The organism is Pseudomonas triticicola (genome assembly GCF_019145375.1).
In the GTDB taxonomy this organism is placed as follows: Bacteria; Pseudomonadota; Gammaproteobacteria; order Pseudomonadales; family Pseudomonadaceae; genus Aquipseudomonas; species Aquipseudomonas triticicola.
On record NZ_JAHSTX010000001.1, the window covers coordinates 83,331 to 106,966 of the forward strand.

A 23,636-nucleotide genomic window follows, 5' to 3' on the forward strand; every position below is an offset into this window, starting at 1 on the left:
GATGTTGCTGAAATCGGGGCCGATATTCAGCCCCTTCATTCCTTTAAGCGTAGCTTTCGATCGACGGGCAGGCGCAGACCAGGTTGCGATCGCCGAAGACGTTGTCGACGCGGCCGACCGGCGGCCAGTATTTGCCTTCGATCAGCGACGCGACCGGGTACACCGCTTGCTCGCGGCTGTACGGGTGGGTCCATTCGCCAACCAGTTCTGCTGCGGTGTGCGGGGCGTTTTTCAGCGGGTTGTCTTCCTTGTCCAGCGTGCCGTTTTCTACCGCGCGGATTTCTTCGCGGATGCGGATCATCGCGTCGCAGAAGCGGTCCAGCTCTTCCTTGGATTCGCTTTCGGTCGGCTCGATCATCAGCGTGCCAGCGACCGGGAACGACATGGTCGGCGCGTGGAAACCGAAATCGATCAGGCGTTTGGCGACGTCATCGACGCTGATGCCGCTGCTGTCTTTCAATGGACGCAGATCAAGAATGCACTCGTGCGCCACCAGGCCGTTGCTGCCGGTGTACAGCACTGGGTAATGCTCTTCGAGGCGACGGGAAATGTAGTTGGCATTGAGGATCGCCAGTTGCGAAGCGCGCTTCAGACCAGCGCCACCCATCATGCGGATGTACATCCAGGTGATCGGCAGAATGCTCGCGCTGCCGAACGGTGCCGCGCAGACCGCGCCTTCCTTGCGTTCCATCTGGCCGTGGCCCGGCAGGAACGGGGTCAGGTGCGATTTGACGCCGATCGGGCCAACGCCCGGGCCGCCACCGCCGTGCGGGATGCAGAAGGTTTTGTGCAGGTTCAGGTGCGAGACGTCGCCGCCGAACTTGCCCGGTGCGCAGAGGCCGACCATGGCGTTCATGTTGGCGCCGTCGATGTACACCTGGCCGCCGTTGTCGTGAATGATCGCGCAGATTTCGCGAATGCCTTCTTCGAACACGCCGTGGGTCGACGGGTAGGTGATCATCAGCGCGGCGAGGTGTTCGCGGTGCTCGATGGCTTTGGCGCGCAGGTCTTCAATGTCGACGTTGCCACGGGCATCGCATGCGGTGACGACAACGCGCATACCGGCCATTTGCGCGGTGGCCGGGTTGGTGCCGTGGGCCGACGACGGGATCAGACAGATGTCGCGGCGCTCATCGCCACGGCTCTGGTGGTAGGCGCGGATCGCCAGGAGACCTGCATATTCACCTTGCGAACCGGCGTTCGGTTGCAGCGAGATCGAGTCGTAACCGGTGGCGGCGCAGAGCATCGCTTCCAGCTCATCGGTCAGTTGCTGGTAACCGGCGCTTTGGGCGGCCGGGGCGAACGGGTGCAGTGCACCGAATTCGGCCCAGGTCACCGGGATCATTTCGCTGGCGGCGTTGAGTTTCATGGTGCATGAGCCCAGCGGGATCATCGTGCGATCCAGCGCCAGGTCCTTGTCCGCCAGTTTGCGCAGGTAGCGCATCAGCTCGGTTTCCGAGTGATAACGGTTGAACACCGGGTGGCTGAGGATCGGCGACTGGCGCACCAGCTCAGCAGGAATGGTGCTCTGCACCGAGGCGGCCAGCGCAGCGAAGTCCGGTAGGGCCTTGCCGTCGGCGAACAGGCCCCACAGGGTTTCGATGTCAGCCTGAGTGGTGGTTTCGTCGACCGACAGGCCCAGACGTTCGTCGTCGATCACACGCAAATTGATCTGCTCAGCATGCGCCTTGTCGTGCAGCGCGGCGGTGTGTGCGCCGGTGGCAACGGTCAGGGTGTCGAAGAAGTTTGCCTGCTCGACTTGAGCGCCCAGCGCGGTCAGGCCCTTGGCCAGAATCGCGGTCAGGTGATGCACGCGGTTGGCGATCTGGGTCAGGCCTTTCGGGCCGTGGTAGACGGCGTACATGCTGGCGATGTTGGCCAGCAGCACTTGAGCAGTGCAGATGTTCGACGTGGCCTTCTCGCGGCGGATGTGTTGCTCGCGGGTCTGCATCGCCAGACGCAGGGCCGGCTTGCCGAAACGGTCAACCGAGACACCGACCAGACGGCCCGGCATGTCGCGCTTGAACGCATCTTTAGTCGAGAAGTAAGCGGCGTGCGGGCCACCGAAGCCCAGCGGCACGCCGAAGCGTTGCGCCGAACCAATCGCCACGTCGGCGCCGAATTCGCCCGGTGCGGTCAGCAGCGTCAGGGCCAGCAGGTCAGCGGCCACCGCCACCAGAGCGTTGGCGGCGTGCAAGCGCTCGGTCAGCTCGCGATAGTCGAACACATCACCGTTGCTCGCCGGGTATTGCAGCAGCGCGCCGAAGAATGGCGTGACGTCAGTCAGTTCGCGCTCATCGCCCACGACCACGTCAATACCGAGCGGCTCGGCACGAGTGCGCAGGACGTCGAGGGTCTGCGGATGGCTGTGGATCGAGGCGAAGAACTGGTGGCTGCCCTTGTTCTTGCTCAGGCGTTTGCAGAAGGTCATGGCTTCGGCAGCGGCGGTGGCTTCGTCAAGCAGGGAGGCGTTGGCGATCGGCAGGCCGGTGAGGTCGCTGATCATGGTCTGGAAGTTCAGCAGCGCTTCGAGACGGCCCTGGGAAATTTCTGGCTGGTACGGAGTGTAAGCGGTGTACCAGGCCGGATTTTCCAGCAGGTTGCGCAGGATCGGCGACGGCGTGTGGCAGTTGTAGTAGCCCTGGCCGATGTAGGTCTTGAACAACTGATTCTTGCCGGCGATGGCTTTGATCATCGCCAGGGCGTCGGCTTCGCTGAGGCCGTCGTCCATGCCGAGCACGCTGGTGCCCTTGATACTTTCCGGGATGACGCTGGCGCTCAGGGCTTCGAGCGAGTCGAAACCGAGGCTGTTGAGCATGGCTTGCTCGTCACCGGCGCGCGGGCCGATGTGACGGGCGATGAATTCGTTGGCGGTGCCGAGATTGATGGCGGTCATGGCGTAATTCCTCAGGCTTCGGCTTGGGCTTTGATCAGACGGTCGTAAGTATCCTGATCGAGCAGTTTGCCGACAGCGGCGGCGTCGCTTGGCTGAAAGCGGAAGAACCAGCCTTCGCCCAGCGGATCTTCGTTGACCAGCTCAGGAGCGTCTTGCAGTGCCGGGTTGACTTCCAGCACGTCGCCATCGAGCGGCATGTAAACGCCGCTGGCGGCTTTCACCGATTCCACGGTGGCGGCTTCAGCGCCTTTTTCGTAAGCCTGTAGCTCAGGCAGTTGCACGAACACCACGTCGCCCAAGGCGTTCTGCGCGAATGCGGTGATGCCGACAGTGACACTGCCGTCGGCTTCGGTGCGCAGCCATTCGTGATCTTCGGTAAAACGCAACTCGCTCATGGAAACTCCTCAGGGGCCAGACTCGTCTGGTGGACGCGGTGGAAAGCTTGGGGCGGGGAAGCCCTTTATAGATGAGAAGGCAGGTAGCAAGAATGCGGCCAAGGTTGATTTATCTATATAAATCAATGGCTTGGATTTTTCAGGTGGGCGTCGGCAGGTTGCGCCTGTAGCGAAATCGCTACAGCTTGGGGCGAGGAGAAAAGCTGAACGGGATCAAAGCGTTGCGCAGCGCTGGTCACAGGCGGGTGTAGCGATATCGTTCCGCTGTAGCGCTTTCGGTACAGATGGAGGTCGTTTTTGGACGGATTTCGAATCCGCCATAAATCCTGTGGGAGCGAGCCTGCTCGCGAAGACGGTGTGTCAGGCGCCAGCTATTTTGCTGATAGACCGCTTTCGCGAGCAGGCTCGCTCCCACATGGGGAATTTCCTGCAATAGGGATGCGCGGTGAGTCAGGGTTTATTGGGAATGCCGTATTTGCGCAGGCGATGGGCGATAGCGGTGTGCGAGGTTTGCAAGCGGCTCGCCAATTGCCGGGTCGAGGGATAGCTGACGTAGAGCTTCTCGAGCAGCTCTCTTTCGAACGATTCGACCGCTTGCTCGAGGCTGTCGACGTCGGTATCGGCTTGGCGCGCCACCGAAGTGCCGGCGATGTCGAGGTCGCCGATATCGACCAGGCTGCTTTCGCAAATCGCCGCCGCACGGAAAATCACGTTCTGCAACTGCCGCACGTTGCCTGGCCAGCGATTGCCGAGCAGGGCGGGGTAAGTCCCCGGCGCCAAGCGGCAGACCGGGCGCTGGATCTGCGCGCAGGCCTGCTGCATGAAGTAGCGCGCCAGCAGCAGGATGTCCTGACCGCGTTCACGCAGCGGCGGCACTTCGACGTTGAGCACGTTGAGGCGATAGAACAGGTCTTCGCGGAACAGACCTTCGCTGACCATTTTTTCCAGATCGCGGTGAGTCGCGCTGAGGATGCGCACGTCGACCTTTACTTCCCGATCACCACCGACGCGGCGGAAGCTGCCGTCGTTGAGAAAACGCAGGAGTTTGGCCTGCAAGTACGGCGACATCTCGCCGATCTCATCGAGGAACACCGTGCCCTGGTTGGCCAGCTCCATCAGCCCCGGTTTACCGCCACGCGCCGCGCCGGTGAAGGCGCCGGGGGCGTAGCCGAACAGTTCGCTTTCGGCGAGGTTTTCCGGCAGCGCTGCGCAGTTCAACGCCAGAAAAGGAGCACTGTGCCGCGCACTGATGGCGTGACAGGCGCGGGCCACCAATTCTTTGCCGGTGCCGGTTTCGCCTTGAATCAACAACGGTGCATCAAGGGCGGCGACCCTTTGCGCGCGGGCCTTGAGTGTGCGGATCGCCGGAGACTCGCCGAGCAGCGCGTCGAAGCCTTCGGCGTGATCGTGATGCAACGCCGAGAGCTGTTCGCCGATGCGATTTGGTTGATACAGGGTCAGCAGGGCACCGGCGTCGGTGATCGGCGTGGCGTCGAGCAACAGGGTCTGGCCATTGACAGTGATTTCGCGCAGCGGCAGGCGAAAGCCGTTTTCCAGCAGGGTGTCGAGCAGGCCGGGATCATTGAACAGCGCCGAGACGCTTTCGCCGGCCGGTTCGCGACCGTACAGGGCAATCAACGCCGGGTTGGCCAGCAGCACCTTGCCGGCGCTGTCGAGGGCCAGCACCGGGTCGGTCATCGCTGCGAGCAGGGCATCTAGCTGCAGATGCCGACGCTGGCCGGGGAGGATATCGACCACGGTCACCGCCTCGACGCCAAGCACGCGAAACAGCGCATCTTTCAGTTCTTCGAGCACTTGCGGGCTGAGGGTCGGCGCGTCGATGTAGACGTTCGGCGGGATCATCTCCACCGCATCCAGATTGAGATTGCGCCCACCGAGGATAGCCAGGACTTCCTGGGTGATGCCGACGCGGTCGATGAAACTGACGTGGATACGCATGGGGCGGTTCAGTGATCTGCAGAGCGGAGGGGGGCAAGTATGCCTTAAATCAAAAGCCCCCTCACCCCAGCCCTCTCCCGGAGGGAGAGGGAGCCGACCGAGGTATCTGGGGTTATGCATCGACCTGAAAGTCCCGGGCGATTATGGATTCAGTGATGCAGGATCAGGTCGACGCAATGCTGCAGCATCCCCCAATCGGTTCCCTCTCCCTCCGGGAGAGGGCTAGGGTGAGAGGCTTTTGATTTTTATTCGAAATGCTCGAGATTGACCGGATCCCCCGACTGCATATTCAACTTCTGCCGAATGTCTTCAAACATCAGATCGTAATGCTTGTGCACCGAGCCGATCTGGCTGTGGGCCTTGGGGATTCCGTACTTCTCGGCGATCCGCGTGACATCGCGGGCGAAGTTGTAGGCCTCTTCCTTGGGCAGGAAAAACGCCTCCTTCATGTCCTTGCCCTGCATGCTGCCGTGCAGGGTGAACTGAATACCTTTGCCTTTCTGCGGATCGGTGAACACTTCATAGTCCAGATGCACGTTGTAATTGACGTCATCGTCGGTCAACGCGTGCCGCTCGATGTGCAGATGACCGGGTTCGAACTGGGCCATTGAGCTACTCCTTTCAAGGCATGGAAGCGGGGCAGGCCTTGAGCCTGCCCCGGCGTTTATTGTTATCGGTAGCTGATCCCCGGCTTCGCCGTGCTGACCCGCGTACCGGCGGTGCCCTGGACGATGGCTTCGATATCGGCCAGCGAACCGATCACCGCGACCTTGCCAGTATGGCGCGCGAATTCGCAGGCTGCCTGCACCTTCGGCCCCATGGAGCCGGCGGCGAAACCAAGGCGTTCGAGTTCGTCCGGGTGGGCTTCGGCGATGGCTTTCTGGGTGGGTTTGCCATAGTCGATAAAAGCCGCGTTGACGTCGGTGGCGATCACCAGCAGGTCGGCTTCCAGTTGCTCGGCAAGCAACGACGAACACAGATCCTTGTCGATCACCGCCTCGATGCCCTTGAGGTTGCGCTGATCGTCGTACATGGTCGGAATCCCGCCGCCACCGGCGCAGATGACGATGCTGCCCTTGTCCAGCAGCCACTTGATCGGGCGGATTTCGAAGATGCGCTTCGGCCGTGGACTGGCGACCACGCGGCGGAATTTGTCGCCATCGGCAGCAATCGCCCAGCCTTTTTCGGCGGCGAGTTTTTCCGCTTCGGCTTTGTCGTAGACCGGGCCGATCGGCTTGGTCGGGTTCTTGAAGGCCGGGTCGTTGGCGTCGACTTCGACTTGGGTCAGCAGGGTGGCGAACGGCACTTCGAAGTCGAGCAGATTGCCCAGTTCCTGTTCGATGATGTAGCCGATCATGCCTTCGGTTTCAGCACCGAGCACGTCCAGCGGGTATGGAGTGACCGAGGTGTAGGCCGCCGCTTGCAGCGACAGCAGACCGACTTGCGGGCCATTGCCGTGAGCGATGACCAGTTGGTTGCCGGGATGGATCTTGGCGATTTGCTCGGTGGCGATGCGGATGTTGGCGCGCTGGTTGTCAGCGGTCATCGGCTCACCACGGCGGAGCAGGGCGTTACCGCCCAGGGCTACGACGATACGCATGGTGCAATCCTTCTAAGCAGAGGAATGACAAACGATTCGATCCCCCTGTCGGAACCGGAATCCCTGTGGGAGCGAGCCTGCTCGCGAATGCGGTATGTCATTCAACAGTGATGTTGTCTGATCTGACGCTTTCGCGAGCAGGCTCGCTCCCACATTGGGTTCCCGGTTCCTTCAGTGGGAGCGCTGTGGCGTCAGAGATCAGCCAGGGTCGAGACCAGAATCGCCTTGATCGTGTGCATGCGGTTTTCCGCTTGCTCGAAGGCAATGCAGGCCGGCGACTCGAACACATCGTCGGTCACTTCGATGCCGTTTTTCAGGTGCGGATACTGCTCGGCGATCTGTTTGCCGACCTTGGTGTCGCTGTTGTGAAAGGCCGGCAGGCAGTGCATGAACTTGGTACGCGGGTTGCCGGTGGCTTTCATCAGGTCGGCGTTGACCTGATACGGCAGCAGTTGCTGGATACGCTCGGCCCAGGCTTCCACCGGTTCACCCATCGATACCCAGACATCGGTGTGAATGAAGTCCACGCCTTTGACCGCTTCTTTCGGATCTTCGGTGAGGGTGATGCGTGCGCCACTTTCCTCACCGTATTTTTTGCAGCGCGCTACCAGATCGTCCAGCGGCCACAGCGCTTTCGGTGCGCAGATGCGCACGTCCATGCCGAGTTTGGCGCCGATCAGCAGCAGCGAGTTGCCCATGTTGTTTCGCGCGTCGCCCAAGTAGGCGTAGCTGATTTCGTGGATCGGCTTGTCAGCGTTTTCACGCATGGTCAGTACGTCGGCGATCATCTGGGTCGGGTGATATTCATCGGTCAGGCCGTTGAACACCGGCACGCCGGCGAACTTGGCCAGCTCTTCGACGATTTCCTGTTTGAAGCCACGGTACTCGATGGCGTCGTACATGCGCCCGAGCACGCGGGCGGTGTCCTTCATGCTTTCCTTGTGGCCGATTTGCGAGGAGTTCGGGTCGATGTAAGTGACGTTGGCGCCTTGGTCATAGGCCGCCACTTCGAAGGCGCAACGGGTGCGGGTCGAGGTCTTTTCGAAGATCAGGGCGATGTTGTTGCCCTTCAGGTGTTGTTGCTCGGTGCCGGTGTACTTCGCGCGTTTCAGATCGCGGGACAGGTCGAGCAGGTAACGCAGCTCACGTGGGGTGTGGTGTTCCAGGCTGAGCAGGTTACGGTTGTGAATGTTAAAAGCCATGATGGATCTCCTTGGGTTTCGGTTATCCCCTTGGCCGCGCTCGATAAGTCGCGGCGAAGGCTCAAAGATTAGTAATCGATCGGGTCACGGATGATCGGGCAGGTCATGCAGTGGCCGCCGCCACGGCCCCGGCCGAGTTCGCCGGCGCTGATGGTGATGACCTCCACGCCAGCCTTGCGCAGCAGGGTGTTGGTGTAGGTGTTGCGGTCGTAGCCGATGACCACGCCCGGCTCCATCGCCACCACGTTGTTGCCGTCGTCCCATTGCTCGCGTTCGGCGGCGAAGCTGTTGCCGCCGGTTTCCACCACGCGCAGTTTCGGCAGGTTGAGCGCCGCAGCGACGGTGTCGAGGAAGCTGCCTTCTTCGCGGCGGATGTCGATGCCGCCCTGTTTGCTTTCGTCAGGGCGCAGGGTGAAGGCGACGATCTGGTTGACCACTTCCGGGAAGATCGTCACCAGATCGCGGTCGCAGAAGCTGAACACGGTGTCCAGGTGCATGGCCGCGCGGGATTTCGGCAGGCCGGCGACGATGACTTTTTCCACCGCTTTGTTGTTGAACAGGTTCAGCGCCAGTTGGCCGATGGCCTGCCGCGATGAGCGCTCGCCCATGCCGATCAGCACCACACCGTTGCCGATCGGCATGACGTCGCCGCCCTCAAGGGTAGAGTTGCCGTGGTCCTTGTCCGGGTCGCCGTACCAGATCTCGAATTCGGCGTTGGTGAATTGCGGATGGAATTTGTAGATGGCGGTGGTCAGCAGGGTTTCCTGACGGCGCGCCGGCCAGTACATCGGGTTCAGCGTCACGCCACCGTAGATCCAGCAGGTGGTATCGCGGGTGAACTGGGTGTTGGGCAGCGGCGGCAGGATGAAGCTGGAGTGGCCGAGGAAATCGCGGAACATCTGGATGGTCTTGCCACCGAAGCTGTCCGGCAGATCATCGGCCGAGACGCCGCCAATCAGGAATTCGGCGATGTGGCGGGGCTCGAGGCTTTTCAGCCAGGATTTCACTTCGCTGATCAGGCCCAGGCCCACCGAGTCGGCAGTGACTTTGCGCTCAAGAATCCAGTCCAGCGCTTCGGGGATGGCGACGATGTCGGTCAGCAGGTTGTGCATTTCCACCACGTCGATGCCGCGCTCGCGCATTTTGGTGACGAAGTCGAAATGGTCGCGCTTGGCCTGCGCCACCCACAGCACATCATCGAACAGCAGTTCATCGCAGTTGTTCGGGGTCAGCCGCTGATGGGCCAGACCTGGGGAGCAAACCATGACTTTACGCAGTTTCCCGGCTTCGGAGTGGACGCCGTACTTCACTTTTTCCGTGGTCATTTCTGTGTTCCTCCAGATGACAATTCAATCAGGGGTTACAGCGTCAGGAAGCCATCGTAGAGACCGTAGGCCGCCACCACGGCGCCCACGACCACTGCGGCGAAAATCAGCTTCTCGACGTTGGTGAAAACCGGTTGTTTGAGTTCCAGCTTGGCCTTGGCGAACAGGATCGCGCCGGGCGCGTAGAGCAGGGCCGACAGCAGCAGGTACTTGACCCCGCCGGCGTACAACAACCACACCGCATAGATCAGGGCGATACCGCCGATGATCAGATCCTTGCGCCGCTCGGCGGCAAAGCCTTCGTAGCTCTCGCCGCGCACCGCCAGCAGCAGGGCATAGGCCGCCGACCACAGGTACGGCACCAGAATCATCGAAGTGGCGAGGTAGATCAGTGACAGGTAAGTGCTGGCCGAGAACAGGGTGATGATCAGGAACACCTGCACCATCGCGTTGGTCAGCCACAGGGCGTTGACCGGCACGTGGTTGGCGTTTTCCTTGCGCAGGAACTCCGGCATGGTGTGGTCTTTGGCGGCGGCGAACATGATCTCGGCACACAGCAGCACCCACGACAGCAGCGCGCCGAGCAGCGAGATGATCAGGCCGACGCTGATCAGCACCGCACCCCAGTGACCGACCACATGCTCAAGCACGGCGGCCATCGACGGGTTCTGCAGTTTCGCCAGTTCCGGCTGGGTCATGATGCCCAGCGACAGCACGTTCACCAGCACCAGAAACAGCAGCACGGTGATGAAGCCGATCACCGTAGCCTTGCCGACGTCCGAGCGCTTCTCGGCGCGGGCGGAGAAGATGCTCGCGCCTTCGATGCCGATGAACACCCAGACGGTGACCAGCATCATGTTGCGCACCTGGTTCATCACACTGCCCAGATCAGGGTTTTTCACGCCCCAGATGTCGGCGGTGAAGATGTCCAGTCTGAACGCGAAGACTGCGATCAACACGAACAGCAGCAGCGGCACGACCTTGGCGACCGTGGTCACCAGGTTGATGAACGCCGCTTCCTTGATCCCGCGCAGCACAAGAAAATGCACGCCCCACAGCAACACCGAGGCGCCGATCACCGCCGCCGGGGTATTGCCTTCGCCGAATATCGGAAAGAAGTAACCGAGGGTGCTGAACAGCAACACGAAGTAACCGACGTTGCCCAGCCAGGCACTGATCCAGTAGCCCCACGCGGACGAGAAACCCATGTAATCGCCGAATCCGGCCTTGGCGTAGGCGTAGACCCCGCCGTCCAGGTCAGGCTTGCGATTGGCGAGGGTCTGAAAGACGAAAGCGAGGGTGAGCATGCCGACGGCGGTGATGGCCCAGCCGATCAGCACGGCACCGACGTCGGCGCTGGCAGCCATGTTTTGTGGCAAGGAAAATATCCCGCCGCCGATCATTGAACCGACTACCAGTGCAACCAGTGCACCGAGTCTTAGTTTTCCGGGCGCTTCAGACATTTGCATGACTCCATTGCAGGAAAGGAGAGCTCACAGCCTAGTACCGTTGTCTGTTCCAACAGCTGACTTGGATCAGTGCATGGTCACATTCCATTGTTAATGAATGACTTATCCACCCGTTGCGGGGCATGACTCGGTGCTCTGGGAGGCCCGTTCCAGAGCCGTTTCGCTAACGCAATTGGGAATAGCTATTAATGCTTTCGAACTATGACGCTAGTTGCTTTTGCGCGTTTGGCAAATGTCGGTCATCTGTTTTCAGTACAGAATCGAATTATCAGGATCAGCGCACAAAACTGACTTAACGTGCTACGTGTTATCGTCATCAGCTATATAAAAGTGTCTTCGATCAGGCATTACCTGATAAACGTCATCTACTCTTAGCTTTTTAGTCAGCTGTTGTTACAAATGAACAACAGCGGCTTTTTCAAGGAGATCTGCATGTCGCAACCGACGCAAAAGCTGCGCCTTGGTGCGTTGATCGCGCTGGTGGTGGGGTCGATGATCGGCGGGGGGATTTTCTCTTTGCCGCAGAACATGGCGGCGCGCGCCGATGCCGGGGCAATCCTGATCGGTTGGGGCATCACCGCGATCGGTATGCTCACCCTGGCCTTCGTCTTTCAGACCCTGGCCAACCGCAAACCGGAGCTGGACTCGGGCGTCTATGCCTACGCCAAGGCCGGGTTTGGCGACTACATGGGCTTTTCGTCGGCGTGGGGTTACTGGATCAGCGCGTGGCTGGGCAACGTCGGCTATTTCGTCTTGCTGTTCAGCACCCTCGGCTATTTTTTTCCGGTGTTCGGCCAGGGCAATACGCCGATCGCCATCGGCTGCGCTTCGGTGCTGTTGTGGGCGGTGCATTTTCTGGTGATGCGCGGGATCAAGGAGGCCGCGCTGATCAACCAGTTGACCACCGTGGCCAAGGTCGTGCCGCTGATCATGTTCATCGTCATCGCTGCCGTGGCGTTCAAAGCGGACATCTTCACCCGCGACATCTGGGGCCGCAGCAATCCGAACTTCGGCGGGGTGATGGACCAGGTGCGCAACATGATGCTGGTCACCGTGTTCGTCTTCATCGGTATCGAAGGCGCCAGCGTCTATTCGGCCCGCGCGGAGAAACGCAGCGACGTCGGCCGCGCCACGGTGATCGGTTTTCTCGGCGTGCTGGCGCTGCTGGTGCTGGTCAACGTGCTGTCGCTGGGGATCATGAGCCAGCCGGAACTGGCCAATCTGCAGAATCCTTCACTGGCGGCAGTGCTCGAGCACATTGTCGGGCCGTGGGGTGCGTTACTGATCAGCATCGGGCTGGCGATTTCCCTGCTCGGTGCATTGTTGTCCTGGGCCTTGCTCTGCGCGGAAATCCTTTTCGCCACGGCCAAGGACAAGACCATGCCGGCGTTCCTGAAGAAGGAAAACAACAATCACGTGCCGGTCAACGCGCTGTGGCTGACCAATGTGATGATCCAGATTTTCCTGCTGATCACATTGTTCTCGGCGGGTACTTACACCAGCCTGATCTATCTGGCGTCGTCGATGATTCTGGTGCCGTATTTGTGGTCGGCGGCCTACGCGGTGCTGCTCAGCGGGCGCGGCGAAACCTACGAGCACGCGTCTGCCGAGCGCACCAAGGATCTGCTGATTGGCGGCATCGCCCTGGTTTACGCGGTGTGGCTGTTGTATGCCGGCGGAGTGAAATATCTGCTGCTGTCGGCGCTGCTGTATGCGCCGGGGGTGATTCTGTTTGCCAAGGCCAAGCGTGAACAGGGCCAGCCGGTGTTTACCACGGTGGAGAAGGGGATTTTTGCCTGCGTGCTGATTGGCGCGGGGCTGGCGGCTTATGGGTTGTATAGCGGGGTATTGTCGTTGTGATCTGAAAAGCAGCCCCTCACCCCAGCCCTCTCCCGGAGGGAGAGGGGGCTGACCGGGGGATATTGGCGAATTACGCCGACGTGAAAGACCTTTACCGAATCCATAATCGACTGGTTTTTTCAGGTCGGCGTATAGCGCAAGACACCTCGGTAGGCCCCCTCTCCCTCCGGGAGAGGGCTGGGGTGAGGGGCTTCTTCTAGAGCCACTGCGCAGGATGCGAGCCCAACTCCATCGCCGGCAAATCCCACCGCACCGCCACCCCGCTGATCTGCACCGGTACGCGCAATCTCCGCGCCGGCCCCCAGGCGGTGTGTTCAATTGCCGGATCCTGATCCAGCGCATCTTCGGCCCGCAGCGGGTCATGCGTCGCCGGCCCATGCTCGAGCAACAGCTTCGCCGTCCGTGCCAGCGACAACCGCGCCGAGCCCCCGCGACCGTTGGCCAGTCGTTCAGTCAGCAATCTGATCGCACTCGCCGCCAGCAGATACCCGGTCGCATGATCCAGCGCCTGCACCGGCAGCGGCGTCGGTTTATCGCTGTGCTTCCAATGCTGTCCGGCCTCGGCGATGCCGCTGCTCATCTGCACCAGGCTGTCGAAGCCCCGGCGGTTCTGCCAGGGGCCGCTCCAGCCGTAGGCGTTGAGGCAGACGTCGATCAGCCCCGGTGCCAGCTGCCTTCGGCGTTCAATACCAAACCCCAGATGTTCCAGCGCATCGGCGCGGTAGCCGTGCAGGAGAATGTCGGCGTCTTGCAATAAACCTTCGAACACTGCGCGATCCGCTGGCACTTGCAGATCCAGCCGCGCGCAGCGTTTGCCGACGGTCATTTCCGGGACCACACCGGGTTCGTTCCAGCTCGGTGGATCGATGCGCAGCACGTTTGCGCCGAGCCCTGCGAGAAAGCGGCTGGCGGTGGGGCCGGCGAGCACGCGGGTCAGGTCGAGCACCTTGATCCCGGCCAGCGGTCGTGCGATCGAGCCTTGCCATGGGCTGCGGTTCTCGTCCGTCTGCTCGATGAACTGCACCAGCGCTTCGGCATTCACGGCCAGCCCTTGCGGATGCTGCTGCCACTGCGCCCAACTGCGCATTTCGGCGGCGCAGCCCTTGGCGTCGACCACCGCCTGCTCAAGATCCGCGCTCGCCCACTGTGCGACTTTCGCCGCCATTGCGGCACGATCGGCGCAGGCACCGAGCACGCGTTCAGCGGCGGCGCGGTGATGCGGGGCGTTGGTGTGCAGACGGATCCAGCCGTCCCGGGTCGCATAGTCGCCGGCGATCGCATCCCATAACGGCGGCACTTGCCAGCCGATCGGGCGCAGCGAGGTGGAGAACCACAACGAGGCCAGACGGCGGTCGACTGCAACCGCAGGCAAGTGCCCGGTTTGCTGGTGAAGCAATTCGCTGAGCGCTTGCCCGGCAGCGGCGATGCTGGCGCAGGCCAGCTTGGTCACGGCGAACGCCGAGGGCAGGGCGCCGTCACCGGTAAAGGGTATTGGCGTGTGAGGCAAGTCGAGTGCGGTTTGGATGGACGTGAGCAGATCAGTCATCGAAGGCCCTCCGGAACGAGAGGGCGATGATAGTGCAAAAGAATCGCGGTTTAGATGAAACCAGGGTGTGAACCCGTTTCCCCTGTGGGAGCGAGCCTGCTCGCGAAGGCGTCGTGTCAGTCAACACCGATGTTGGATATGACGACCTCTTCGCGAGCAGGCTCGCTCCCACAGGGATTTATGCTGGATAGTTACACGCGAAACTGATCCATCAATTTCATCTGCTGGCTCGCCAGGCTGTTGAGCTGGCTGCTGATCGCTGCCGATTCGGTAGCCTGCTCGGTGAGGGTTTCGGTCACGGTGCGAATCGCCGAGACGTTGCGGTTGACCTCTTCGGCCACTGCGCTTTGTTCTTCGGCGGCACTGGCGATCTGCAGGTTCATGTCGCTGATCACCGTCACCGCATCGCTGATCTTGCCCAGCGCATCAACGGCCTGACGAATCTGCCCGGCGTTGTTGTGCGCCTGGGTCTGGCTCGAGTGCATGGTCGCGACCACGCCACGGGTGCCGGTCTGGATGCGCTCGATAACGATGCGGATTTCCTCCACCGAATCCTGCGTGCGCTTGGCCAGGTTGCGCACCTCGTCGGCGACCACGGCAAAACCGCGACCGCTTTCGCCGGCGCGGGCGGCTTCGATGGCAGCGTTGAGAGCCAGCAGGTTGGTTTGTTCGGCGATGCTGCGGATCACTTCCAGCACCGAACCGATCTGCTCGCTGTTGACCGCCAGCGCTTCGACTTCGGTCACTGCTTTGCTGACCTCATCGGCGAGTTGATTGATGTCGCGGGTGCTGCGCTCGATGATCGCCATGCCGTCCTTCGCCGACTGATCGGCACCCTTGGCGGCGTTTGCCGCGTTCGAGGCACTGTTGGCGACGTCGTGGGCGGTGGCGCTCATTTCGTTGGACGCGGTGGCGACCTGATCGATTTCGCGGAACTGCACCTGCATGCCTTCGCTGGTCTGGCGGGCGATTTCCGACGATTGATCGGCTGTACCACGTGCTTCGGTGATGCTCTGTTTGATCTGCGCGATGGTCGGCTGAAGCTTGTCGAGGAAGCGGTTGAACCAGTTCACCAGTTCGCCCAGTTCATCTTTCTTGCTGTAGTTCAGGCGCTGGGTCAGATCGCCTTCGCCGCTGGCGATGTTCTTCAGCATCTCGGCGACGCTGTTGATCGGACGGGTGACGCCGGAGGCGGTGAGCCAGATCAGCAGCAGGCCGACCAGACCGGCCACGCCCGCTACCAGCAGGGCAGTGATCACGCCGGTTTGTTGCGCATCATCCAGTACCGCTTGCAGCTTTACCGAATCGGCCAGCAGCACTTGCTCCGGCAGGTCGATGACCACGCCCCAGGCGCGCGAATTGCCGATCGGGTCGACCGGGTAAACCGCGCGAATCAGCTCGCCCTGTTGGAGAATTTTCGCTGTGCCGCTGCCGACCAGTTGCAATACATCCTGGCCATCGGCGCCGAGGGTATCGCTGATTTTTTTGCCGACCCGCGTCGCGTCAGCACTGTCGGCCGCCAGCACGCCGCTGCCGGAGACGATCAGCATGTGCCCGGCGTTGTTGAACAGGCTGCGCTGCGAGTCGACGGCGGCGGCTTGCAGGGCGTCGAGCGCGATGTCGACACCGACCACGCCGATCGCTTTGCCATCCACCAGCAGCGGCACGGAAATGGTCGTCATGAGCATTTCCTTGCCACCGACGGTGTCGGCATACGGGTCGAGCAGGCAGGTGCGTTTGTTGTCGCGAGGGCAGGTGTACCAACTGTTGTACGGCGTGCCGCTGACGCTGAGGGTGGTTTTGGTCAAGTCGTCCTCGACCATGATCGTATTCAGCGCGGCGCCGGCGGCACGGCTCCAGTACGAGGCGAAGCGCCCGGCTTCGTTGGACTGCCGCGCGGCATCGTTGGCGAATTCGCTGTCCTTGCCGTCGAGGCCGTTGGGTTCGAAGGCCAGCCAGATGCCAAGGACTTTATCGTTGCGCTCGAAAGCGGTTTTCAGACTTTGGTTCAACTCTTCCCGAACGGCGCCGGCTTCGAGTGAACGCTTGGCCGCCATCGTCCGCAGATCCTTGATCTGGTCGGCGAGGGCGGTGACCACCAGCAGGCTTTCGCCAAAGGTTTTCTGCACCCGCACCGCTTGTTCGGCGGCCTTGGCCTGCAGCAGGTTCTGCACGCTGGCGGTGAGCAACTGGTTGCTGGATTGACTGACCAGCGCGTCGTTCTGGTTGGTCTGGTAGATGTTCATGCTGACAATCAGCACCACCACTCCGAGCAGGCACAGGCCGGAGAGCAGGACGATTTTCAGGCGAATGGACAGAGAGTCGAACATGGGCGATCTCGCGAATGGAATAAACAGGTGGCTGGGCCGGGAGCCCGGTTTGCCAAATCCATTCAGCGCCATTCAATCCTCATCGGCGTTAAGCGAAACGGCATGAGGCGCTTGCCGACGGACGGTCGCTGCTAAACGTTTGCGCAGGGGAAAGTGCTGAAAAGGCTTTAATTACAGGGATGTTTCACTACCGCGACGGGCGTCTCCGGACGCGACCAGATCCACAGGTTGCCCATGGCCATGCCGGCAATCGCCAGATAGATCGGCCAGCCGTGATCGAGCATCACCAGCATCAACGTCGCACACAGCAGCATGCTGACGGTGGCACTGAGCTTGGCCTTGCGCGCGATGATCCTGCCGTTGCGCCAGTTACTCAGGATCGGCCCGAACAGGCGGTGATTTTCTAGCCAGGCACTCAAGCGCGGCGAACTGCGGGTCGCGGCCCACGCGGCAAGGAGGATGAACTCGGTGGTCGGCAGGCCGGGCACGACGATGGCGATCAGGCCAATGCCGAGGCTGACATAGGCCAGCAGGCCGAACAGCAGACGGGCGAGTTTTGATGGGGCGGGTGCGGGCATAGCTCAGCGGTGGCTTCTGAAGCGGAACGGGGATCTTACAGATTTGTGGTGAGCCCTGTGGGAGCGAGCCTGCTCGCGAAAGCGGTTGATCAGCCACATTGATGTTGAATGTGCTGCCGTCTTCGCGAGCAGGCTCGCTCCCACAAAGGATAGAGTTGCTTCAAGCTACTTCGGCTTCTATCGCATAAGCCCGTTCCAGCAGCACGGTAAAGCGGTTGAACGCATCCAGTGCACCTTGCTCAACTTCAGCGTCTTCCTCAGCGGTGAACGGCAACGCATCGAGGGTGCGCACAAAGCTTTTCCAGCCCTCGGCGCGGCCACCTTGCGGTTCCGCCAGATGCCGGGCGCCAAAGGTTTCGCTCAGCTCCAGTGCCACCGCACGCTTGATCAAAAACGCCGCGCCGAGCTTGGAACCCTCCGACACGAAGATCCAGCCCAGCGCCCGCGCCTTGCTCGGGTTTTTCAGCGCGCCGGCCACCGGCGCCGGGACTTCGGTGTCGAGGTCGGCGAGGTCAGCCCTGGCCGCTTCGGCGCGGCAACGGGCTGGCAGATCCGGGACGATCGCGGTCAGTTCGGCATCGTTGTACAGCTCGACCAGTTCCGCCTGGAACAGGTATTGCGCGACGACGAAACGGGCGAAGCTGGCGCGGGTTTCGAATGGTGCGTGGGCTTTGACCAGGGCATCGAGTTTGCTGTGCGGCTCATGGGTGATCTGGTTCAGGCGTTGCGAACGCAGGGTTTTTTCCGAGGCAGTCATGGGGTGTCCTTGATAAATGAGGCGCTTGAAAACAAGACGTACGGGCGGGCGCCGGACAGTAAAAAAACCTCACTGCGCGGCGAGAACACGCGCAGTGAGGCCGGGCGGATCAGATGTCCCAGATCAGGTTGATCGCGAAGTTGCGCCCCGGTTGGGTCAGGCGATCAAGGTTGGCCGGTTGCGTCACCGACGCTTCGCCGACGCTGTCGTAACCGCGCACGTCATCCCATAGCCAGTATTTCTTGTCGGTCAGGTTGTAGACGCCGCCGCTGACGGTGACGTCGTCGGTCACCTTGTAATAGCCGGCCAGATCGAGAATGCCGAAGCCCGGGGTCTTGAACTGACTGCTGACGCCGTCCGGCGATTTGAAGTTGCTGTCGTCGACGCGGTCCTTTTTCTTCACCACGGTCCAGCTCAGCAGACCGCCATAGTTGTCCTGGTCGTAACCGAGGCCGAATACGCCGGTGAGCGGATTGACGCTGTTGATCGGCTCGCCGCTGTCGTTGTTGCGCCCGTAGGCGTAGGCGATCGAGCCTTGGGTATACAGGCCTTGCGGCGCGCCGAACGCGTCCAGGTTCAAGCGACCTTTGACTTCCGCACCCTTGATGGTGGCGCGCTTGATGTTGTTGCTCTGGAAGGTCAACTGATCGTCGCCCGGCTTGACCGCATCCTCGTTGATGAAGTCGCGGTACTTGTTATAGAACACCGCGACGTCGAACGAGCCCTGCTCGAAATTCCCGCGCAGGCCGGTTTCGAAACCTTTGCTTTTTTCCGGCTCAAGGTCGGAGTTGGGCGCCACGGTGTAGCCGGTGGTGTTGTTCTCGAAACGCCCGTACAGCGATTTTGCCGTGGGCGTGCGGAAGCCTTCGGCGTACTGGCCGTACCAGGTGTAGTTGTCCGTCAGTGCATAGGTCAGGCCGAATTTTGGCGAGACTTTGTGCCAGGTCTTGTTCTTGTCGCTGACCGTGCCCTGGCCGTCGGCATTCACGGTGTTGAGGAATTCCTCGGTGATGTGCGGCTTGAGCTGGGTGTAGTCGTAGCGCAGGCCCGGCAGGAAGGTCCAGTCGTTCCAGCTGATCTGATCCTGGGCGAACAGGCTGTAGGTGTTGATGGTCGGATCGGGGAAATCAGAGGCCTTGGCCAGCACGTCCGCCGCACTGGTCGCGCCAATCGCCGTGCAGCCGCGACCGACGGCCAGGCATGTGCCGTCGCCGCTGCGTGAACCGGTGACTTTCTGCTGTTTGATCGTGGTGCCGTAAGTCAGCAGGTGATCGGTGTCACCGATGGCGAAGGCCTTGTCCAGTTGCGCGTCGAACACCCACTGCTTTTCCTCGTAGATCGTGTCGCGGGTACGCAGCACTTTACGAGTGATCGGGTAGTACAACTCTTCGGTGCTCTGGTCGGTCTTGGCGATCTGGTGATTGAGGCTCCACTTGACGTTATCGACCAGCAGGCTGTCGAGGGCGAACGCGTGTTCGATACCGAAACGCTCGCGGGTGATGGTGTCGTTGCCGGTGCGCCACTGGTACATGCCGCCGGCCAGGACGCTGCTCGGAATGGTCGGCGCGCCGTTGAAATACGGGCCGCCGTAGGCACTTTTCTGGTCGGTGTCGCGATCGTCCTTGTACTTTTCGTAGGTCAGGCCCAGGCGCGAATCGTCGTTGTAGTTCCAGCCGAGCTTGGCCAGGACGTTGGTCGCGCGCACGTCTTCCGGGTTGGCGGCGGTGCGCGCAAGGCCGGTGCCGTTGTTGCCGCCGAAGGATTCGGTTTCGTGACCGTCGCGCTGGCTGTAATGCAGCAAGCCGTCGAACTCACCGCTGCGGCCGGCGACGGTGGCGGACTTCAGCCAGCTGTCATCGGCGGAGCTGTAACCGCTTTTCAGGCGCGCTCCGACGTCCTTGCCCGGTTTGATGATGTCGTCGGCGTCCAGCGTGTAGTAACTGACCGCGCCGCCGATGGCGTTGCTGCCGTACAGCACCGAGGCCGGGCCGCGCAGAATTTCCACACGCTTGACGATTTCCGGGTCGACGTAGTTGCGCTGGCTCTTGGCGTAGGGGCCGTTGAAGAAGCCGTTGGGGATCTCCACGCCATCGACTTGAGTCAGGATGCGGTCGCCGTCGATACCGCGAATGTTGTAGCCACTGATGCCGCCGCGCTGACCGGCACCGCCAACGGAAACGCCCGGCTCGTAGCGCACCAGATCCTTGATGGTGTTGACGTTGTTGCGGTCAAGCGCTTGGCGATCATGCACGCTGACCGTCGAGGGCACGCTGTTGACGGATTGTTCCTGGCGAGTGGCGCTGATGGTCACCTGATCGAGATTGAGCGTGCCGCTGCTGTTGCGTTTTTCCAGCAGGACATTGTTGTTGCTCAGTTTGCGGAAGCTCAGGTTGGTCCCCACCAACAGGCGCTCGAGGGCTTTTTCCGGCGGCAGCGAACCGCGCACGCCCGGCGACGAGACGTTCTGCCCCAACTCGGCCGGCAAGCCGACCTGCCAACCGGTCACGGCGGTGAAGGCATTCAGTGCCGAAACCAGTGGTTGCTGGCCGATGGCGAAGGCGTAATCGCCCATGTTGCGTGTCGGTTGCTCGGTGGCCGCCAGCAGCGGTGCGGTGCCAGCCATGAGGATGGCCGCAGTCAGCAGCGACAGTACGCGGGAAGGGGAAGCAGTCTGGCGGGTAAGGCGTGAGGACATCGATAGCGCTCCGTGTCGCACGAATCTTTATAGGTGCTGATCGGCATGGTTAGATGCGAATCAATTGCATTGGCTATAACGAGACGTACTGCCATTGGCTATCGAGTAAAAATAATTCTCATTCAGTTCAGAATCACCAGCGCAGGGAATTCCTGCAGGCGCGCCGAGGTGATGTGGGCGAGAGAGCGGACCACGTCGAGCGGCTGGTCGAGACGGTAGTTGCCGGTGACGGCGACGTCGGCCAGTTGCTCGTTGTTGTTGATGATCCAGCCCGGGTAGTAGCGGCGCAGCTCGGCCAGCACCTGATTCAGCGGGCAGTTCTCGAACACCAGACGGCCTTCTACCCAGGCCAGATCGGCATTGGCGTCGAGCTTGGCCGGGCGATCAAAACCGTTGGGGCCGATGCGAATGCTTTCCCCGGCACGCAGGCGCACCCGGGCATCGTTGTGGGTGGCGCGCAGATCGACATCGCCACGTTGCACATTCACTTGCGCGACCCCGTCGAGGTAGCGCACGGCGAATGCGGTGTCGTGCACGCTTGCCTGCACCGGACCTGCGTCGATCTCCAGCGGCTGATTGCGCCCGCTGGCGATCTCGAAAAACGCCTCGCCCTGAAACAGCCGGGCCACGCGCTGTTGATCGTTGATGGTGCTGGAAAACGCCGAGTTGGTATTGAGCAGGACCTTCGAGCCGTCCTCCAGTTGCAGCCGCTGACGCTCGCCGACCACGGTCAGGTGATCCGCTTGAATGCGCATCGGCAGGTTGCTGAAACTGAACAGCCCGAGGATCAGCACCGCAGCGGTAGCCAGCGGTTTCCAATGCGGGCGCAAGCGTTTGAGAAAAGTGATTTTTACCGGTTTTGCTGCCAGAGCCTCGGCGCACAGGGCGACTTGCGGGCCGTCCCAGATCGCCTGGGCCTTGGCGAACGCCTCGGCGTTCAAAGGATCAGCCGCCAGCCAGGCATGAAATTGCCGGGTCTGTTCCTCATCCGGGCTGCCGAGCACGATGAGCCAGTCCAGCGCCTGGTCCATTGCTGCTGCAGCGTCCCGCGCCGAATCGGGCGAAGGCGAGCGGTGGGTGTCCGTCACGGTGGTTCCTCAGGGCTTCTGGCGAAGCAAGGCTTCTGGCGAAGCAGTTTCTAGCTTCAAGCTGCAAGCTGCAAGCTGCAAGCCGGATGGGTTACTGCATTTCGTTTTTGCTTGCCGCTTGCCGCTTGAAGCTTGCAGCTCAAAGCTTGCCACTGCCGTTATGTCGTTCGGCAACGCCGATGCAGATCGACATGATCAGTTTCAGTTCCTTCTGCACGGTGCTCAGCGAAACATCAAGTTCATCAGCGATTTCCTGATAGCTGTGGCCGTGCAAACGGCTGAGGATGAAGATCTGTTGCTGGCGCGGGCTGAGTTGGCTGAGGCTCACGTTCAAACGCTCCAGCAATTGTTCGGCGTGGGCGGCGTCTTCGGCGCTGCTGGCGGGCGCGGCGATGCTCTGCACGACATCTCGCGGCACGTCGTCGACCATGGTCCGCGCATGAATCTTGCGCGCGCGCAAATGATCCAGCGCCAGATTGCGCGCGGTCTGGAAGACAAAGGGTTCAAGGTGATCGATGGCCCGTTCGCTCAACGCCCGGGTCACGCGCAGGTAGGTCTCCTGCAACAGGTCTTCAGCGGTGCTGTGATTGTTGACCATCCGTTCCAGCGTGCGCAGCAGGGAAGTGCGCTGGGCGAGGAAGACGTGGTTGAAGCGCGATTGACTCACGGGAGGACCTGATCCATTTTGAGCGAATGATAATGCTTATCATCCAGCTGAATGGTCAAGTGCTGATTTCAAATTGAAATCGGATCTCCTGTGGGAGCGAGCCTGCTCGCGAAGGCGTCGTGTCAGTCAATTCCATATCGACTGACAGAAAGCTTTCGCGAGCAGGCTCGCTCCCACAGGGATTGGGGGCCGGCTGGGATTATTCGGCGTTACACAACGCCAGGCAGTTATCCAGCATGCGGTTGGAGAAGCCCCATTCGTTGTCGTACCAGGCCAGCACTTTCAGCAACTTGCCGCTGACCTTGGTGTGGTTGGCGTCGAAGATCGACGACAGCGGGTTGTGGTTGAAGTCGCTGGAAACCAGCGGCAAGGTGTTGTAACCGAGAATTTTCGAATGCTGGCTCGCCGCTTTCAGCAGGGCGTTGACTTCGTCGGCACTGGCTTCTTTCTTCAGTTGCACGGTGAGGTCGACCAGCGACACGTTGATCACCGGTACGCGCACAGCCATGCCGGTCAGTTTGCCCGCCAGTTCCGGCAGCACCAGGCCTACCGCTTCGGCTGCGCCGGTCTTGCTCGGGATCATGTTCTGCGTGGCCGAGCGGGCACGGTACGGGTCGCTGTGATAAACGTCGGTGAGGTTCTGGTCATTGGTGTAGGCGTGGATGGTGGTCATCAGGCCGCTTTCGATGCCCAACTCGCGATGCAGCACCTGCGCCACTGGCGCGAGGCAGTTGGTGGTGCACGAAGCGTTGGAAATGATCTGGTGCGACTGACGCAGAATGTCGTGGTTGACGCCATAAACGACGGTGGCGTCGGCGCCTTTGGCCGGGGCAGAAATGATCACCTTGCGGGCGCCGGCGCTGATATGCGCGGCGGCTTTGGCACGGTCGGTGAACAGACCGGTGCATTCGAACACTACGTCGATTTTTTCAGCGGCCCACGGCAGGTCGGCCGGGTTGCGAATGGCGCTGACGGCGATGCGGTCGCCATTGACCGTCAGGCTTTCGTTATCGTGCGCCACTTCGGCGTCGAAAGTGCCGTGGACGGTGTCGTATTTGAGCAGATGGGCATTGATCGAACTGTCACCCAGATCGTTGATCGCGACGATCTGCAGGTCTTGACGATAGCCTTGGGTATACAGTGCGCGCAGGACATTACGGCCGATGCGGCCAAAACCATTGATTGCGATTCGAAGAGTCATGGAACAGCGCCGCCGTCGTTTTGTTGTTGGAATTACAAGATTATTCGCATAAAAATAGAAAACAAGCC

At 61.1% G+C, this 23,636-nt stretch carries 17 protein-coding genes and 1 pseudogene; 1 reads left to right on the forward strand and 17 read right to left on the reverse strand.

The genetic code is table 11. The features are described 5' to 3' along the window. Positions 1-43: 43 nt before the first annotated feature. From gcvP to arcD (KVG85_RS00375), 8 genes are all read right to left on the reverse strand, one after another. Positions 44-2,896, reverse strand: coding sequence for an aminomethyl-transferring glycine dehydrogenase (gene gcvP / locus KVG85_RS00340; RefSeq protein ID WP_217862676.1), 2,853 nt, complete (start codon positions 2,894-2,896; stop codon positions 44-46). A gap of 11 nt (positions 2,897-2,907) precedes the next feature. Continuing rightward, positions 2,908-3,291 (reverse strand): glycine cleavage system protein GcvH, encoded by a 384-nt coding sequence (gene gcvH, locus KVG85_RS00345; protein ID WP_217862678.1) that lies wholly within the window; start codon positions 3,289-3,291, stop codon positions 2,908-2,910. 450 nt (positions 3,292-3,741) lie between these two features. Further along, positions 3,742-5,250, reverse strand: a complete 1,509-nt coding sequence (gene gcsR, locus KVG85_RS00350) for a transcriptional regulator GcsR (RefSeq protein WP_073472002.1) — start codon at positions 5,248-5,250, stop codon at positions 3,742-3,744. A gap of 245 nt (positions 5,251-5,495) precedes the next feature. After that, entirely contained in the window at positions 5,496-5,858 is a 363-nt protein-coding gene (locus KVG85_RS00355; RefSeq protein WP_217862679.1) for a DUF5064 family protein, read from the reverse strand. Positions 5,859-5,920: 62 nt separating this feature from the next. Beyond that, positions 5,921-6,850 (reverse strand): carbamate kinase, encoded by a 930-nt coding sequence (gene arcC / locus KVG85_RS00360; RefSeq protein ID WP_217862681.1) that lies wholly within the window; start codon positions 6,848-6,850, stop codon positions 5,921-5,923. A gap of 191 nt (positions 6,851-7,041) precedes the next feature. Then, entirely contained in the window at positions 7,042-8,052 is a 1,011-nt protein-coding gene (locus tag KVG85_RS00365; protein ID WP_217862683.1) for an ornithine carbamoyltransferase, read from the reverse strand. 68 nt (positions 8,053-8,120) lie between these two features. After that, on the reverse strand, positions 8,121-9,377 hold the full coding sequence (gene arcA, locus KVG85_RS00370) for an arginine deiminase (RefSeq protein WP_016773516.1): 1,257 nt from the start codon (positions 9,375-9,377) through the stop codon (positions 8,121-8,123). A gap of 35 nt (positions 9,378-9,412) precedes the next feature. Then, on the reverse strand, positions 9,413-10,840 hold the full coding sequence (gene arcD, locus KVG85_RS00375; RefSeq protein WP_217862684.1) for an arginine-ornithine antiporter: 1,428 nt from the start codon (positions 10,838-10,840) through the stop codon (positions 9,413-9,415). Between the two features lie 438 nt (positions 10,841-11,278). Here arcD (KVG85_RS00375) and arcD (KVG85_RS00380) point away from each other — a divergent pair, with 438 nt between their 5' ends. After that, positions 11,279-12,706 carry an arginine-ornithine antiporter gene (gene arcD / locus KVG85_RS00380; protein WP_217862686.1) on the forward strand — a complete coding sequence of 476 codons (1,428 nt, stop codon included), beginning with the start codon at positions 11,279-11,281 and terminating at the stop codon, positions 12,704-12,706. Positions 12,707-12,902: 196 nt separating this feature from the next. On the opposite strand, the gene KVG85_RS00385 is transcribed toward arcD (KVG85_RS00380), so the two are convergent. The 9 genes and pseudogenes from KVG85_RS00385 to gap all read right to left on the reverse strand — a co-directional run bounded on the left by KVG85_RS00385 (position 12,903) and on the right by gap (position 23,568). Further along, positions 12,903-14,252: a CoA transferase gene (locus tag KVG85_RS00385; protein WP_217862688.1), complete on the reverse strand. Its 1,350-nt coding sequence runs from the start codon at positions 14,250-14,252 to the stop codon at positions 12,903-12,905. Between the two features lie 191 nt (positions 14,253-14,443). Continuing rightward, entirely contained in the window at positions 14,444-15,199 is a 756-nt protein-coding gene (locus tag KVG85_RS26195) for a methyl-accepting chemotaxis protein (protein WP_371699605.1), read from the reverse strand. 102 nt (positions 15,200-15,301) lie between these two features. Continuing rightward, a pseudogene (locus KVG85_RS26200) lies at positions 15,302-16,654 on the reverse strand (methyl-accepting chemotaxis protein); the annotation flags it as partial. A 95-nt stretch (positions 16,655-16,749) separates the two neighbouring features. Then, a complete protein-coding gene (locus KVG85_RS00395) occupies positions 16,750-17,160 on the reverse strand; it encodes a YbaN family protein (protein WP_122602096.1) in 411 nt (136 codons plus the stop codon). Between the two features lie 160 nt (positions 17,161-17,320). Further along, a complete protein-coding gene (locus KVG85_RS00400) occupies positions 17,321-17,917 on the reverse strand; it encodes a biliverdin-producing heme oxygenase (RefSeq protein WP_217862692.1) in 597 nt (198 codons plus the stop codon). 109 nt (positions 17,918-18,026) lie between these two features. Beyond that, positions 18,027-20,612, reverse strand: a complete 2,586-nt coding sequence (locus KVG85_RS00405; RefSeq protein ID WP_217862694.1) for a TonB-dependent receptor — start codon at positions 20,610-20,612, stop codon at positions 18,027-18,029. Between the two features lie 122 nt (positions 20,613-20,734). Next, complete coding sequence (locus KVG85_RS00410) at positions 20,735-21,700, reverse strand: FecR family protein (protein WP_016773524.1); 966 nt, start codon at positions 21,698-21,700, stop codon at positions 20,735-20,737. 139 nt (positions 21,701-21,839) lie between these two features. Further along, a complete protein-coding gene (locus KVG85_RS00415; RefSeq protein ID WP_217862696.1) occupies positions 21,840-22,367 on the reverse strand; it encodes an RNA polymerase sigma factor in 528 nt (175 codons plus the stop codon). 199 nt (positions 22,368-22,566) lie between these two features. Next, the gene (gene gap, locus KVG85_RS00420; protein WP_016773526.1) at positions 22,567-23,568 is read right to left on the reverse strand and encodes a type I glyceraldehyde-3-phosphate dehydrogenase; all 1,002 of its coding nucleotides are present in this window, start codon (positions 23,566-23,568) and stop codon (positions 22,567-22,569) included. Positions 23,569-23,636 lie beyond the last annotated feature (68 nt).